The organism is Serratia sp. ID 25-353, from assembly GCF_054792795.1.
Genome location: NZ_CM139236.1, coordinates 3,595,651 through 3,609,438, shown reverse-complemented (window position 1 = coordinate 3,609,438; position 13,788 = coordinate 3,595,651). Strand labels below are relative to the sequence as shown.

General features: G+C 62.4%; 15 protein-coding genes and 3 tRNA genes. 10 read left to right on the top strand and 8 right to left on the bottom strand.

All coding sequences use genetic code 11. From position 1 onward, the window contains the following. Window positions 1-14 precede the first annotated feature (14 nt). The 4 genes from ACYF6X_RS17440 to fucP are packed head-to-tail and all read left to right on the top strand — an operon-like array spanning window position 15 to window position 3,258. On the top strand, window positions 15-878 hold the full coding sequence (locus tag ACYF6X_RS17440; protein WP_130018693.1) for an amidohydrolase family protein: 864 nt from the start codon (window positions 15-17) through the stop codon (window positions 876-878). Continuing rightward, window positions 856-1,632, top strand: a complete 777-nt coding sequence (locus ACYF6X_RS17435; RefSeq protein ID WP_043136096.1) for an L-fucose dehydrogenase — start codon at window positions 856-858, stop codon at window positions 1,630-1,632. Before ACYF6X_RS17440 ends, ACYF6X_RS17435 begins: the two co-directional genes overlap by 23 nt. Next, complete coding sequence (locus tag ACYF6X_RS17430; RefSeq protein ID WP_130018692.1) at window positions 1,629-1,988, top strand: L-rhamnose mutarotase; 360 nt, start codon at window positions 1,629-1,631, stop codon at window positions 1,986-1,988. Before ACYF6X_RS17435 ends, ACYF6X_RS17430 begins: the two co-directional genes overlap by 4 nt. A 40-nt stretch (window positions 1,989-2,028) precedes the next feature. Further along, window positions 2,029-3,258, top strand: a complete 1,230-nt coding sequence (fucP, locus tag ACYF6X_RS17425; protein ID WP_130018691.1) for an L-fucose:H+ symporter permease — start codon at window positions 2,029-2,031, stop codon at window positions 3,256-3,258. A gap of 1 nt (window position 3,259) precedes the next feature. On the opposite strand, the gene ACYF6X_RS17420 is transcribed toward fucP, so the two are convergent. Then, window positions 3,260-4,462 (bottom strand): MFS transporter, encoded by a 1,203-nt coding sequence (locus ACYF6X_RS17420; protein WP_130018690.1) that lies wholly within the window; start codon window positions 4,460-4,462, stop codon window positions 3,260-3,262. Window positions 4,463-4,570: 108 nt separating this feature from the next. Here ACYF6X_RS17420 and ACYF6X_RS17415 point away from each other — a divergent pair, with 108 nt between their 5' ends. Then, window positions 4,571-5,482, top strand: a complete 912-nt coding sequence (locus ACYF6X_RS17415) for a LysR family transcriptional regulator (protein ID WP_063991483.1) — start codon at window positions 4,571-4,573, stop codon at window positions 5,480-5,482. Window positions 5,483-5,492: 10 nt separating this feature from the next. Here ACYF6X_RS17415 and ACYF6X_RS17410 read toward each other — a convergent pair whose 3' ends face one another. Continuing rightward, complete coding sequence (locus ACYF6X_RS17410) at window positions 5,493-6,689, bottom strand: MFS transporter (protein ID WP_130018689.1); 1,197 nt, start codon at window positions 6,687-6,689, stop codon at window positions 5,493-5,495. Between the two features lie 137 nt (window positions 6,690-6,826). Here ACYF6X_RS17410 and ACYF6X_RS17405 point away from each other — a divergent pair, with 137 nt between their 5' ends. Further along, window positions 6,827-7,423, top strand: a complete 597-nt coding sequence (locus tag ACYF6X_RS17405) for a TetR/AcrR family transcriptional regulator (protein WP_107226720.1) — start codon at window positions 6,827-6,829, stop codon at window positions 7,421-7,423. A gap of 37 nt (window positions 7,424-7,460) precedes the next feature. Here the strand turns inward: ACYF6X_RS17405 and ACYF6X_RS17400 are convergent, their stop codons facing one another. Then, on the bottom strand, window positions 7,461-8,357 hold the full coding sequence (locus ACYF6X_RS17400; RefSeq protein WP_369919392.1) for a GGDEF domain-containing protein: 897 nt from the start codon (window positions 8,355-8,357) through the stop codon (window positions 7,461-7,463). Window positions 8,358-8,799: 442 nt separating this feature from the next. Between ACYF6X_RS17400 and ACYF6X_RS17395 the strand changes: the two genes are divergently transcribed. Then, window positions 8,800-9,084 (top strand): DUF1435 domain-containing protein, encoded by a 285-nt coding sequence (locus ACYF6X_RS17395; RefSeq protein WP_130018688.1) that lies wholly within the window; start codon window positions 8,800-8,802, stop codon window positions 9,082-9,084. Window positions 9,085-9,173: 89 nt separating this feature from the next. Here ACYF6X_RS17395 and ACYF6X_RS17390 read toward each other — a convergent pair. From ACYF6X_RS17390 to ACYF6X_RS17375, 4 genes are all read right to left on the bottom strand, one after another. Then, window positions 9,174-9,260, bottom strand: a tRNA-Leu gene (locus tag ACYF6X_RS17390). A 42-nt stretch (window positions 9,261-9,302) separates the two neighbouring features. After that, window positions 9,303-9,389 (bottom strand) — tRNA-Leu (locus tag ACYF6X_RS17385). A gap of 36 nt (window positions 9,390-9,425) precedes the next feature. Then, a tRNA-Leu gene (locus ACYF6X_RS17380) sits at window positions 9,426-9,512 on the bottom strand. Window positions 9,513-9,584: 72 nt separating this feature from the next. Further along, entirely contained in the window at window positions 9,585-10,529 is a 945-nt protein-coding gene (locus ACYF6X_RS17375) for a LysR family transcriptional regulator (protein ID WP_130017865.1), read from the bottom strand. Window positions 10,530-10,647: 118 nt separating this feature from the next. Here ACYF6X_RS17375 and ACYF6X_RS17370 point away from each other — a divergent pair, with 118 nt between their 5' ends. Next, window positions 10,648-11,640: an aldo/keto reductase gene (locus tag ACYF6X_RS17370; protein ID WP_063991477.1), complete on the top strand. Its 993-nt coding sequence runs from the start codon at window positions 10,648-10,650 to the stop codon at window positions 11,638-11,640. Window positions 11,641-11,690: 50 nt separating this feature from the next. Here the strand turns inward: ACYF6X_RS17370 and rsmC are convergent, their stop codons facing one another. Continuing rightward, window positions 11,691-12,731, bottom strand: coding sequence for a 16S rRNA (guanine(1207)-N(2))-methyltransferase RsmC (gene rsmC / locus ACYF6X_RS17365; protein WP_107226723.1), 1,041 nt, complete (start codon window positions 12,729-12,731; stop codon window positions 11,691-11,693). A 146-nt stretch (window positions 12,732-12,877) separates the two neighbouring features. Here rsmC and ACYF6X_RS17360 point away from each other — a divergent pair, with 146 nt between their 5' ends. Beyond that, complete coding sequence (locus ACYF6X_RS17360; RefSeq protein WP_033637012.1) at window positions 12,878-13,315, top strand: DNA polymerase III subunit psi; 438 nt, start codon at window positions 12,878-12,880, stop codon at window positions 13,313-13,315. Then, entirely contained in the window at window positions 13,260-13,703 is a 444-nt protein-coding gene (gene rimI / locus ACYF6X_RS17355) for a ribosomal protein S18-alanine N-acetyltransferase (RefSeq protein WP_107226725.1), read from the top strand. The genes ACYF6X_RS17360 and rimI overlap by 56 nt, the downstream gene beginning before the upstream one ends. Window positions 13,704-13,788: the final 85 nt, after the last annotated feature.

The window sequence follows — 13,788 nt, the reverse complement described above, 5'->3', positions numbered from 1 at the left end:
GGCGGGAGGATCGCGTGCCGCGCATCGACGCTCACCAGCACTACTGGCGCTATCACCCACGGCACTACCCGTGGATCGACGAGCGGATGAGCGTGCTGCGGCAGGATTTCGATCCGCCCCGGCTGCGGCCGCGGTTGCAGGAACACGGTTTCGACGGCGCGCTGGCGGTGCAGGCGCGCCCCAGCGAGGACGAGACGCTGGCCCTGCTGGCGCTGGCTGAACAGGGCGAGGGCGTATGCGGCGTAGTGGGCTGGCTGGATATCGCCGCGCCGCAGCTGGCGCAGCGTCTGGAGACTTTGCGGCCGCGTACCGCGCTGCGCGGGGTGCGCCATCAGGTGCAGGACGAAGCGGATCCGGCGGCCTGGCTGGCGCGGCCGGAAGTGGGGCGCGGCATACAAACGCTGCAGCGCGCCGGGTATGTGTACGAGATCCTGGTGACGCACCGGCATCTGGCGGCTGCGGCGGCGTTCGCCGCCCGCCACGATGAGCACTGGCTGGTGTTGGATCATCTCGGCAAGCCGGACATCGCGCGCGGCGCGCGGCACTGGGCGCTGCAAATCCGGCCGCTGGCGGCGCTGCCGCACGTGGCCTGCAAGCTGTCGGGGCTGATCACCGAGGCGCAGGGTGGCCGGTGGCGGGCGGAAGAACTGCTGCCGTTCTTCGACGCCGCGCTGGAGGCGTTCGGCCCGCAGCGGCTGATGTTCGGCTCCGACTGGCCGGTGTGCCTGCTGTCCGGCGACTACCGCCAGGTAGTGCAACTGTGCGAACGGGCGCTGTTGACGCTGGGGGCCGCCGAGCAGGCGGCGATTTGGGGCGACACCGCCTGGCGAATTTACGGTTTAACGGAGTCTGGTTATGGATCTGTATCTGCAAGATAAGGTGGTGCTGGTCACCGGCGGCGGTGCCGGCATCGGCGCGGCGATTGCTCATGTGCTGGCCGAAGAAGGGGCGATCCCGGTGTTGGTCACCAACGCCGCGCCGGAGGCGGCGCTGCTGGCCGATTTGCAGCGGCTGCAGCCGCGCACCGAGGTGATCCTCACCGAATTGTGCGACGAGGCGGCCTGCCGCCGCGCGGTCAGCCAGACGCTGGCGACCTTCGGCCGTATTGACGGACTGGTAAACAACGCCGGGGTCAACGACGGCGTCGGGCTGGAGGCGGGGCGCGAAGCGTTCGTCGGCTCGTTGGAAAAGAACCTGGTGCACTACTACCTGATGGCGCACCTGTGCCAGGCGGCGCTGCAGGAGAGCCGGGGCGCCATCGTCAATATCGCCTCCAAGACCGCACTCAGCGGCCAGGGCGGCACCAGCGGTTACACCGCCGCCAAGGGCGCGGTGCTGGCGCTGACGCGTGAATGGGCGGTGTCGCTGCGCCATGACGGCGTGCGGGTGAACGCGGTGGTGCCGGCGGAGGTGATCACCCCGCAGTACCAGCGCTGGCTCAACACCTTCGCCGAGCCGCAGCGGCAGATGGAGAAAATCACCGCGCGCATTCCGCTCGGGCAGCGCATGACCACGCCGCAGGAGATCGCCGATACCGTGGCGTTCCTGTTGTCGTCGCGGTCGTCGCACACCACCGGGCAGTGGCTGTCGGTGGACGGCGGCTACCTGCATCTCGATCGGGCGCTGACGTGAGCGGCGCGGCGGCAGGGCGGCGCCGTTTCTGCCAGGCGCTCGATCTGATTGACTCACCGGCGCTGATTGCGGAGTACCAGCAGCAGCATCAGCGCATCTGGCCGGGCATCGCCGCGCATTTGCGTGAGCACGGCATTCTGGACATGGAGATTTACCGGTTGGGCACCCGGCTGTTCATGATCGTGGAGGTCAGCGCCGATTTCGACGCCGCGCGTTTTGACGCCGTCAGCCTGAACAACCCCGAAGTACAGCGATGGGAAGCGCTGATGTGGCACTACCAGGCCGCCACCCCCTGGACGCCGCAGGGCGAAAAATGGGTGGAAATGGCGCGGATATTTTCTCTGCAACAGCAATAACGCCAACATCATCATCGCCAGACGATACGAGGGTATCACCATGCTTGCTGAAAAAAGTGCGGCCTCCGCGCAGCCGGGCGTCGCCGTGACCGCCAATCTGCGCTGGGCCTTTATCCTGGTCACCAGCCTGTTCTTTATGTGGGGGCTGTCCTATGGCCTGCTGGACGTATTAAACAAACATTTTCAGGAGACGTTGCACGTTACCAAGGCGCAGTCGGGTTTGTTGCAGGCGGCCTATTTCGGCGCCTATTTCCTGGTGGCGCTGCCCGCCGGATACTTTATGGACCGCAAGGGCTATAAGGCGGGCATTCTGGTCGGGCTGTGCCTGTATGCGCTGGGGGCGCTGCTGTTCGTGCCGGCGGCGTCGGCCAACAGCTTCGGCATGTTCCTGTTCGCGCTGTTCGTTATCGCCAGCGGTTTGGGCTGCCTGGAAACGGCCGCCAACCCGTACGCCACGGTGTTGGGCGACGCGCAGGGCGCCGAACGGCGGCTGAATCTGGCCCAGTCGTTCAACGGCCTCGGGCAGTTTATCGGCCCGTTGATCGGCGGCTCGCTGTTCTTCTCTGCCAGCCAGTCCGCCGGCGGCGGCGATCAGAGCGCGGTGAAGATGACCTATGTGGCGATCGCCGTGCTGGTGCTGCTGATCGCGCTGTTGTTCAGCCGCACCCGGCTGCCGGCGATCCGCGAAGAGGAAAAACCGGTGCACGGCGTGATAGCGCAGGGATTGTGGCAGCATCCGCATTTCGTCGGCGGGGTTATCACGCAGTTCTTTTACGTGGCGGCGCAGGTGGGCGTGGGGGCGTTTTTCATCAACTACGCCACCGAACACTGGCGCGAGGTGTCTAACCAGAGCGCTTCTTACCTGCTGTCAATCGCCATGATCTGCTTTATGGTCGGGCGCTTCTTCAGCACCTGGCTGATGGGGCGAGTCAAGCCGGCGACGCTGTTGGCGGCCTATGCGCTGATCAACATCGCGCTGTGCGGCGTGGTGATGCTGAGCGTTGACGGCGTGTCGGTGGTGGCGCTGATCGCGGTATTCTTCTTTATGTCGATCATGTTCCCGACCATTTTCGCCCTGGGGGTGAAAAACCTGGGTAAACACACCAAGCGCGCCAGTTCCTTTATGATCATGGCGATCGTCGGCGGCGCCATCATGCCGTACTTTATGGGCGCGCTGGCCGACCGTTACAGCACCGCGCTCTCTTATCTGCTGCCGCTGCTGTGCTTCGCGGTGGTGCTGGTTTACGGCCTGCGGCAGCGCCGCGCCTGATTCAACCCGGCGGCGAATCGGCCTTCGCCGCCGTTGTCAGCGCCTGCGGGCGCGTTCGCATCAGGATCGCCAACGCCAGCAGCAGCACCATGCCGGACAGCACGCCGTTTATCGTCAAACCTCCGGCGTCCACCACCAGCCCGCCCGCCAGTGAACCGCAGGAAATCGCCAGATTAAACAGCGCGATATACAGCGAAGAGGCGACCTCGACCGCGCCAGGGGCCGCCTTGAGCATCCACGCCATCAGCGAAACAGAAACGCCGCCATAGGCGATGCCCCACAGCAGGAGGAAGGCGCCGCCGCTCATCGGGGCGTGGCCCAGCAGCGGCAGCAGCAGGACGGCGAGCGCCAGCCCGAGGGCGATCAGCGCCAGGGTGCGGCGCAGCCGTTTGGCGGCGGCCTGGCCGGCGATGAAATTCCCGGCGATACCGGCGACGCCGTAGGCGAACAGCAGCGGCCCCACCCAGCGGCCCTCGATGCCGGCGACCGTCTGCAGCAGCGGGCGGACAAAGGTGTAAGCCATAAAGTGGCCGGCGACCAGCAGAAACGTCAGTAGCAGCCCGGTCAGCAGCCGACGATTCGCACGCTGCGCGGTGAATGACCGCCAGCTTATCGCCTGCGTTACCGGCAGCGGCGGCAGCACGCACAGCAGCAGGAGCAGGGTCAGCGCCGCGAGGACGGCGACGGCCAGAAACGCCATGCGCCAGCCCAGCGCTTCGCCGAGGAACACCCCGAGCGGCACGCCGAACACCGAGGCCGCCGCTACGCCGCCGAAGATGACGGACAGCGCCAATCCGACGGAAGCCGGCGGCACCAGACGTTCCGCCAGCCCACCCGCGATGGCCCAGATGCCGCCGATGCAAAAACCCAGCAGGATGCGCGCAGCGAACAGCAGCGCCATGGAGGTGGCGGCGGCGGCCAGCAGGTTGGCGGCGATCAGCAGCAGCAGAAAGGCGATCAGCAGGCTGCGGCGATCCGTGCGCCGGGCGCCCAGCACCACCAGCGGGGCGAACAGCGCGGCAAACAGGGCGGGCAGGGAAATCAGCAATCCGGCGCGGCCGATCGTCGCGTTCAGGGTAGTGACGATCGGAGTCAGCAGCCCGACGGGCAGCATTTCTGCGGTGACGACGGTAAAGGTGGACAGGCCGATCGCGAAGGTCGCCAGCCAGGGCTTTGCGCCGCCGTCGGCGTGTAAGGCACTCATAATGACTCTCCCAACAGATGAAGAGCCTCAGTGTATCCGTGCCAAAATGGCTGATAAACTGGTCAGAATGCGCAACATTGGGGACACATCGTGGCTAATTTACCGTCTATGCCGTTGGATAACCTGACAGACCTGCTGGTGTTCATTCGCGTCGCCGACGCCTGCAGCTTCACGCTGGCGGCCGAGAGGCTGGGCATTTCCCGATCGGCGGCGGGCAAATGCGTGAACCGGTTGGAGGAGCGATTGGCCACCCGGCTGCTGCAGCGCACCACGCGCAGCGTCAGCCTGACCGAAGATGGCGCGGTGTTTTACGAGTATGCGCAGCGCATCTTGTCGCAGGCCGAAGAGGCGGAAACGGCGCTGAATACGCGGCGGCAAACACCGCGCGGGCGGCTGCGGCTGGATCTGCCGGTCTCGTTGGGGCGATTGCATATCTTGCCGATTCTGCGGGAGTTTTTGGCGCAGTGGCCGGAGGTGGACGCCGACGTCAGCTTCTCCGATGAGTACAGCGATCTGGTGCGCGACGGCATCGACGTGGCTGTCCGCGTCGGCGGCAGCGACGACAGCCGGCTGGTGCGGCGGGTGCTCGCGCCGCATCGCCTGATCACCTGCGCGGCGCCGGATTATCTGGCGCGGCACGGTACGCCTGCGAAACCGGAGGCGCTGGGCGATCACGAGACGCTGGTCTTCAGCCATCAGGGGCTGCCGGCGCCCTGGCGCTATTTGGTCAACGGCCAACTGCACGAACGGCCGGTGCGTGGCCGGATGCGTTTCAATAACGTCGAGGCCTTGCGGGATGCGGCTGTCGCCGGGGCCGGCCTGTGCCAGGTGGGGGCGTTTCTGGTCGGCGAACAGATTGCGGCCGGCACGCTGGTGCCGGTGCTGGAGCGCTATTGTCGCCCGGGGCCGCCGATCTGCGCCGTTTATCCCAGCCGACGCCATCTCTCCCCCAAGGTGAAACTGTTCCTGGCGGCGATCGAACGGCGCTGGCAGGGCAAGGCGATTTGGGAAACTGCTTAGCGCGGGCGATTCACGCCGCTTTCAAGGCCAGCGTTCGCCGCATTAAGCGGTAGCCGCCGGCCGCCACCAGCAGCACGATCAGTCCGGCGGTGAGCGTGACGCTGAAACCGGCCGTTATCCCGGCGGCATCGATCGCCAGGCCCGCCAATGCGGCGCCGAGCGCCACGCCTATCCCCAGACCGGTGACCATCCAGGTCAACCCCTCCGTCAGCCGGGAGGGCGGCACGATGTTTTCAACCAGCCCCATGGCAATGATCATGGTCGGCGCAAAAAACAATCCGGCAACAAACATCGCCGCCGCCAGCGTCAAGACATTGTGCACCCACAGCAGCGGCAAGGTGGTGAAGGCGGTGGCGAGCGCCGCGTATAAGAACAGACGAGGCAAGGGGACGGGGATCTTCATTGCGCCGAACATCAGCCCGGCCAGGCAGGAGCCGAACGCGTAAACCGATAGCACAATGCTGGCGGCGGCCGGTTGCCCTTGCTGCTCGGCGAAGGCCACGCTGATGACGTCCACGGTGCCGACGATGGTGCCGAGGGCGATCAGCGCCACCACCAGGATCTGCATCGACGGCATGGCCAGGATGGCGCGCTGCCGCTGGTTATTGCGGGTGTAAACCGGGGGCTGGGTGCTTTTTTGCGAGGCGAATGCCGCAACGCCCGCTACCAGAAGCAGCGCGGCCACCAGAGGGCCGGCTTCAGGGAAGAGTGAAACGCTAAGCCCCACGGCGATCGGTGGGCCGATGATAAAGGCCACTTCGTCTAACACGGACTCGAATGAAAATGCCGTGTGCAGCTGTGGCGTGCCGCGATAAATTTCGCTCCAGCGGGCCCTGACCATCGCGGAGATGCTGGGCATACCGCCCGCGAGCGCGGCGAAGATGAACAACGTCCAGTCCGGCGCCCGATAGTGGGTGCAGAGCAGCAGCAGTAGCAGGGCGATCGCGCTGACTCCAGTGGCATACGGCAGCACGCGGCTTTGGCCGTGACGATCCGCCGCGCGCGCGATTTGCGGCGCAAGCAGCGCCATGGAAAAGGCGAATGTCGCTGCCACCGCGCCCGCCAACCAATAAGAGCCGCGTACCTGCGAGAGCATGGTGATGATGCCGATGCCGGTCATTGAGACCGGCAGGCGCGCGATCAGCCCGGCGGAGGAAAACGCCTTGCTGCCCGGGGCGTTGAACAGGTTGAAATAAGGATTTGCCATGGATAGGGCTCCGGAATGTTGGCGGCTCAGTATTCGCTCAATGTTCGTCATTGACATACGCCACGTATGTTACGTTAATTGACATACGTCATGTATGTCAATTATAACGTCATCAATAACGAGATGGGAGTGGACCCATGGCACGTAAAGCGCGCACCGAAATGATTGAAGAAACCCGACAAAAGCTGGTGGCGGCGGCCCGTCAGCAGTTTGGTAGCGTGGGGTATGCCGAGACGGTGATGGATGAACTTACCGCGCAAGCCGGCATGACGCGCGGCGCGCTCTATCACCATTTTGGCGATAAAAAGGGGTTGTTCCTGGCGGTGGTGAAGGCGATTGACGCTGAAATGGATGCGCGTCTGGCCGACATTACCGCAAGTGCGGCGGATGACTGGGAGGCGTTTGCGGCGCGTTGTCGCGGTTATTTGATCATGATGACGGAGCCGCAAGCGCAGCGCATTCTGCTGCGCGATTCACCTTCGGTACTGGGGGCTGAGTATCTGCAGGCCAGTAAGCTGGCGTGCATTGTCTGGATGACGGGCGCATTGCAGGCGTTGATGGTACAAGGGCGCATTGCCGTCGCCGAGCCGGAATCGCTGGCGCATTTGATCAATGGCGGCCTGATGGATGCCGCGCTGTGGGTCGCCCATCACCCGGAAAAAGACGCAGCGCTGGAGCAGGCCTTGGCCAGTTTGAATCTGTTGCTGAACGGGCTGCGTTTCATCCCCGCTTAAGTTTTACTGGCGGCCGCCGCGCCGTTTCGGCGGCGGCTTAAGGGTGAATGACGACGGGCTGAACGTTTTGCGCCAGCTGAATATTGTTGCGGCCGTTGTTTTTTGCATGATAGAGCGCGGCGTCGGCCGCGCCGATCGCCGATTCGACGTCCAGCTTTTCCAGCGCGGAGATGCCGGCGCTGAGCGTCAGCGTGCCGCTGTGCTGCGGGCTGGCGCCGTGCGGGATATTCAGTTCCGCCACCCGTTGGCGCACCCGCTCGGCCAGCTGCGCCGCATAGCCTTCGTGCACGTTGGTCAGCAGCACCAAAAACTCTTCCCCGCCGTAGCGCACCACGATGTCGCGCGAACGCACCGCATCGCGGATGGCGATCGCCACCTGCACCAGCGCCCGGTCGCCCATGGCGTGGCCGTAGCTGTCGTTGTAGACCTTGAAATGGTCGATATCCAGCAGCAGCACGTAGTGGCGGCCGGTTTGCGGTTCCAGCAGCATGTTGATCTTATTCTCCAGCCCGCGACGGTTATAAAGGCCGGTCAGGGGATCGAGCATGCTCAAATTATTGAATTTGTCCCGTTCGTTATACAGGTTGGCCACCAGCGCGTGGGTAAAGATTTCACTGCGTTTCAACATCAGGTGATGAATGGAGAAAGCGATAATAGGTAATAGCGTGGTGAATAATATCCGCAGGGTATTATGCATGCCATCTAATGCCAGGATCATCATTGCGGAAGGCACGGCGTGTAAACAAAAGGCGGTAAAGTTATCCGTCAGAGAAATAGCGCTGATAAAAAAGATGCTGAACAAACTAATTAATAAAAAATCTTGGTTATTCGGCAGGCAATATTGACTTTTAACGTAGATATGTGCAGCCCACAGCAGGCCGAGCACGCTGGCGAACAGGTTGAGTTTGCACAGGTATTGCCGCGGCGCGTGCAGAGAAAATAGCGCCGCCGCCAGACAAAATAACGGTATGCATAATAAAGGCAGAGTAAAAGAAGGGACATCCCTAAAAGGGAACAATAACGTAAATATGGAAGAGGCGGCATTCATCATTAGAAAAAGAAATAATGCCAGGCGCTGCTTGCTGTTCAGTAATTCCTGATAAGAACGGGCGTTCATACGGAGGTCACTCTTTGCAAAGTCGTACTGTCGAATAATTAAGGTTGAGAAGCATTCCCTCGGCGCGAAATATCCACGGAAGTTGCATGGTTGATGATTGTGATTATTATCATGCAAACAGGACTAGGAATTTTCTTATGTCAAATTATCATTTTTTCCTGCTGGTGTCATCTGGGTTTGGTCACTGCAGTGAAAATGATGCGGCGGCCAAAAAAGTGTTATATGATATTGGTTATCATTATCACTTAAGGGGGTTGTCATGCTCACTGCCATGATTGCCGCGTGTGGACTGTGGGGCGTCAGCTGGTGCCTCGGCGATCGCCTGGCCAGCGCCTGGGGCGTTTTGCTGCCATGCGCGCTGATGCCGCTGCTGGCCTTGATCGATCTGGATATGATGCAGCTGCGCACCCTGATTGTGATAGCGATGTTGGTGACGCTGGTGATGCTGTTCAACAGCCGGCTGCGCCACTATCTGCTGCTGCCTTCCTGCATGGCGTTGGCGGGCGGCCTGGCGGCAATCAGCCTCAACTTCAGCTTCGGGTGAAACGCCGGAAACGGCAAAACCACGCTTAGGCGTGTTTATTATCAATGTGTTGGGATTTTTTTGAAGTAACTACCGGAGAGATCATCAATTGGTGCGAAGAGAGGGACTTGAACCCTCACGTCCGTAAGGACACTAACACCTGAAGCTAGCGCGTCTACCAATTCCGCCACCTTCGCACAGTCGATGTTGTTGCTTTGATTTATATTACGTCGCCAGCTTGGTGCGAAGAGAGGGACTTGAACCCTCACGTCCGTAAGAACACTAACACCTGAAGCTAGCGCGTCTACCAATTCCGCCACCTTCGCATCGATGCTGAGTGCAATATAAATCATGTGGTTATTTGGTGCGAAGAGAGGGACTTGAACCCTCACGTCCGTAAGGACACTAACACCTGAAGCTAGCGCGTCTACCAATTCCGCCACCTTCGCGTACCAGAAACATTACCGGAGTAACGTTACCACGGAGGCGAATTCTAGAGATTTTGGCGGGCACGTCAACAGTTATTTCCCCGCTTTGCAGGCGTTTGCTGGAAAAACAGCCATATCGACGCTTTTCTGCTGGTCAAACAGCCAAATCAGCCAATCAATCAACACCCTGACCCGTGGCGCCAGGAAACGGCCGGGCGGATACATGATGTAAATCGGCATCGGCGGGGGCGGCGTGCCTGCCAACACTTCCACCAGTTCGCCCCGTTCCAGCCAGGGGGCAAGCGAATAGCGCGCCGCCTGAATCAATCCCATGCCGGCCCGTGCGCCGGCGATGTAGGCATCGGCACCGCTGACGCTCAGGCGGGCAGGCAGCTCGCGCAGCTCCACTTTGCCGCCGCGGCAGAATTCCAGTGGGTAATCGCGGTTGCTGGCCAGGGAAAAATACCCCACCGCGCGGTGCGGCGCCAGGCTATCGATGTCGAGCGGCGTGCCGTGGGCCTGCAGGTAAGCGGGGGAAGCGCAGGTGACCTGCGGCAATTGGGCGATGCGCCGCGCCACCAGGCTGTCGTCTTCGGTTTCCCAGGCGCGCAGCACGCAGTCTACGCCTTCGCGCAACAGATCAACGTGGGTGTCGTTGGCGCCCAGCGCCAGGGTGATGTCGGGATAGCGGCGGTAAAAGTCGTCTAACGCCGGAATGACGATCTGGCGCGCCAGCGAATGGGGCATGTCGATGCGCACCTTGCCGGACGGCTGCAGCTTATGGTGGCTGAATAGCGTGTCCGCTTCCTCAAGCGCCCCCAGCAGCTGTACGCAGCGTTGATAGTAAAGGCTGCCTTCGCTGGTCACCTGTACCTGGCGGGTGGTGCGGATCAGCAGGCGCACGCCCAGCCGCTGCTCCAGCCGTTTCAGCGCGTTGCTGACCGTGGCGCGCGGCAGTTGCAGACGCTCGGCCGCCCGGCTGAAGCTGCCCAGTTCGACGATGCGGGTAAAAATGCGCATGGCTTGAACCTGATCCATGTCCACTCCGGATTGTTGGTGATTTTTGAACAGTGATGTGCAATCTGCATTATTTATCTTTGTAGCGTAAACAACCAGACTTTGCTGCGTTATCCATTCATCGCATGAGGGCAGCACAATGCAACATCGTAAACTGGGTTCCCACGGTCCCGTCGTCTCCGCCCTGGGGCTGGGATGCATGGGCATGAGCGACTTTTACTCCACCGGCGCCGATCGGCAGGAGGCCATCGCCACGCTGCACCGGGCGCTGGAGCTGGGCGTCACGCTGCTCGACACCGCCGACATGTATGGCCCCCACACCAACGAAGAGTTGGTGGGGGAAGCGATCAAGGGCAAACGGCAACAGGTGTTCCTGGCCACCAAGTTCGGCATCCTGCGCGATCCGGCGGATCCTTCGGCGCGCGGCGTCAGCAGCCGGCCCGAGTATATCCGGCGCTCCGTCGAGGGCAGCCTGAGGCGCTTGGGCGTAGAGGAGATCGATCTTTATTATCAGCATCGGGTCGATCCGCAGGTGCCGATCGAAGACGTCGTGGGCACGATGGCGGATCTGATCCGCGAAGGCAAGATCCGCTATATCGGCCTGAGCGAGGCGTCGGTCGCCACGCTGGAGCGGGCGCACAAGGTGCATCCGATCACGGCGCTGCAGACCGAGTATTCGCTGTGGACGCGCGATGCCGAACAGGGCGTGCTGGCGGCCTGTGAGCGCCTGGGCATCGGTTTTGTGCCTTACAGCCCGTTAGGGCGCGGTTTCCTGACCGGTGCTATCCGGCGGGCGGAGGATCTGGCCGAGGACGATTTCCGCCGCGGCAACCCGCGCTTCCAGGGGGAAAACTTCGCCCGCAACCTGGCGCTGGTGGAGAAGGTGGGCGAACTGGCGGCGCAGAAGGGCGTCAAGCCTTCACAGCTGGCGCTGGCCTGGGTGTTGGCGCAGGGCGAGCACATCGTGCCGATCCCTGGCACCAAACGCCGTCGCTATCTGGAAGAGAACGTCGCGGCGGCGGAGATAACGCTGAGCGCGGCCGAACTGGCTGCGATCGAAGCGGTGTTCCCGCTGAGTGCGGCGGCCGGCGAACGCTATGGCGCCGAGTCGATGACCTATATCAACGGTTAAAAAAAAGCGCGGCCTCAGGCCGCGCTCTGTCGTTTTCCGCCAACGGCGAATTATTTTTTCTTCGGCGCGCGCGGCGGGCGGCCGACGGTGGCTTGGTACACCTTGAAGCGGCCGTTTTGCGCCAGCACTTCGTGGCTGCCGAAGGTGGCGTCCAGAATGTCCGGGTACGGCAGGAAGGCGTTGGCGACGATGCGCAGCCGGCCGCCGATCGGCAGGTGTTTCACCGCGCCGCGGATCAGGGTTTCGGCGGCGGTCAGGCTGGTCTGCAGCCCGTCGTGGAACGGCGGGTTGGAGATGATCATGTCGAAACGACCGGTGATGTCGGAGTAAACGTTGCTGACGATCACTTCGCCTTCGATGCCGTTGGCGGCCAGCGTCGCGCGGCTGGATTCCACCGCGGCGGCGTTGACGTCGCTGAGGGTCAGTTTCACCTTCGGCGACAGCTTGGCCATCACCGAGGCCATCACGCCGGCGCCGCAGCCGATGTCCAGCACCTTGCCTTTCATGTGTTTTTCCAGCGTCGACAGCAGCAGCGAGCTGCCGACGTCCAGGCCGTCGCGGCTGAACACGCCCGGCAGCGTTTTCACTTCCAGATCGTGCAGCTGATAGCTGTCCCACCAGTCGTTCAGGTCAAACTCGGTCTGTGCGTCCAGGCGGCCGTGATACAGGCCACAGCGGCGCGCGCTGTCGATTTTCACCAGCGTGGCGTGGCCTTCCAGCGTTGGCTCGGCGCTGCGCACGCCGCTGCGGTTTTCACCGACCACGAACACGTCCACGCCTACCGGCAACAGCGCCAGGAGGTTGCACAGCTGGAATTGCGCTTCCTGCTTGCTCTTCGGCCAGTAGTAAACCAGCGTGTCGCAGTCGGCGACGAAAGCGGGATCGACGGTCAAACCGAACTGCACGTTATCGCCCATCGTCCGGTTCAGTAACTGCCAGTGATGGTAATGCTGAGTGTGGACGCGCACGTCCGCGGCCTCGAATTGGGCCGGCAGGCTGTCCTGCAGGTCGCCGGCAAACAGCACGCGGCGTTCGATAAATTCATCACTGTGGCGCAGCATGACTTCACTGGCGGGGGTTAATGCAGACATCAGATATTGGCTCCTGGAAATGAGACCGGGGATTATAGAGCTTTGTGGCGATATGTTCGACGGGTTTGTTGGCGCGGGCTGCGCGGGTTTGTTAGCATAGCGCGGCGCATGGCAGGCATGGCGCACCACAACGGGTAGGAATCGGCATGGCATCAAAACGCGACTGGCTGTTACAACAACTGGGTATTACGCAGTGGACATTGCGCCGCCCGGGCGTGTTGCAGGGCGAAGTGGCGGTCAGTTTGCCGCCCGAGGCGCGCCTGCTGGTGGTGGCACAGACGCTGCCCGCACCCGACGATCCGCTGTTTTGCGACGTGCTGCGCAGCCTGGGGCTGACGCCGGCGCAAACTTACAGCCTGACGCCGGAACAGGCGGCGATGCTGCCTGAAGAGACCGCATGCAACAGTTGGCGGCTGGGCGTGGCGGAGCCGCTTGCGGTCGCCGGCGCGCAGCTACACAGCCCGGCGCTGGCCGAGCTTTCCCAAGACGCGGGGGCCAAACGTGCCCTCTGGCAGCAGATTTGTCATCATGAACACGATTTCTACCCTGACGGCGGCCGACCTGGCCACGGCCTTCACCATTGAGCAAGCCAGCCACGCTTTCCCCTGGACGGAAACCACCTTCGCCAGCAACCAGGGCGATCGCTACCTTAACCTGAAGCTGAACGCCGACGGGGAGATGGCGGGGTTCGCCATCACGCAGATCGTGCTGGACGAAGCCACGCTGTTCAACATCGCTATTCATCCGCAGTACCAGCGTCGGGGCTTTGGCCGCCTGCTGCTCAACGCGGTGATCGAACAGCTGGAGAGCCGCGGCGTAGTCACGCTGTGGCTGGAGGTTCGCGCTTCCAACCAGGCGGCGATCGCGCTGTATGAAGATCTCGGTTTTAACGAGGTCACCGTGCGCCGCAATTATTACCCGAGCGCCCACGGCCGCGAAGACGCGATCGTGATGGCGCTGCCGCTGGCGTAATCCGCCTGGCCGGAAAAAGCATTGATTGTCACCGGTTGGCAAATCGGCGAAAATGCCCGGCTGTTATCTTTTATTCACCGCTTTG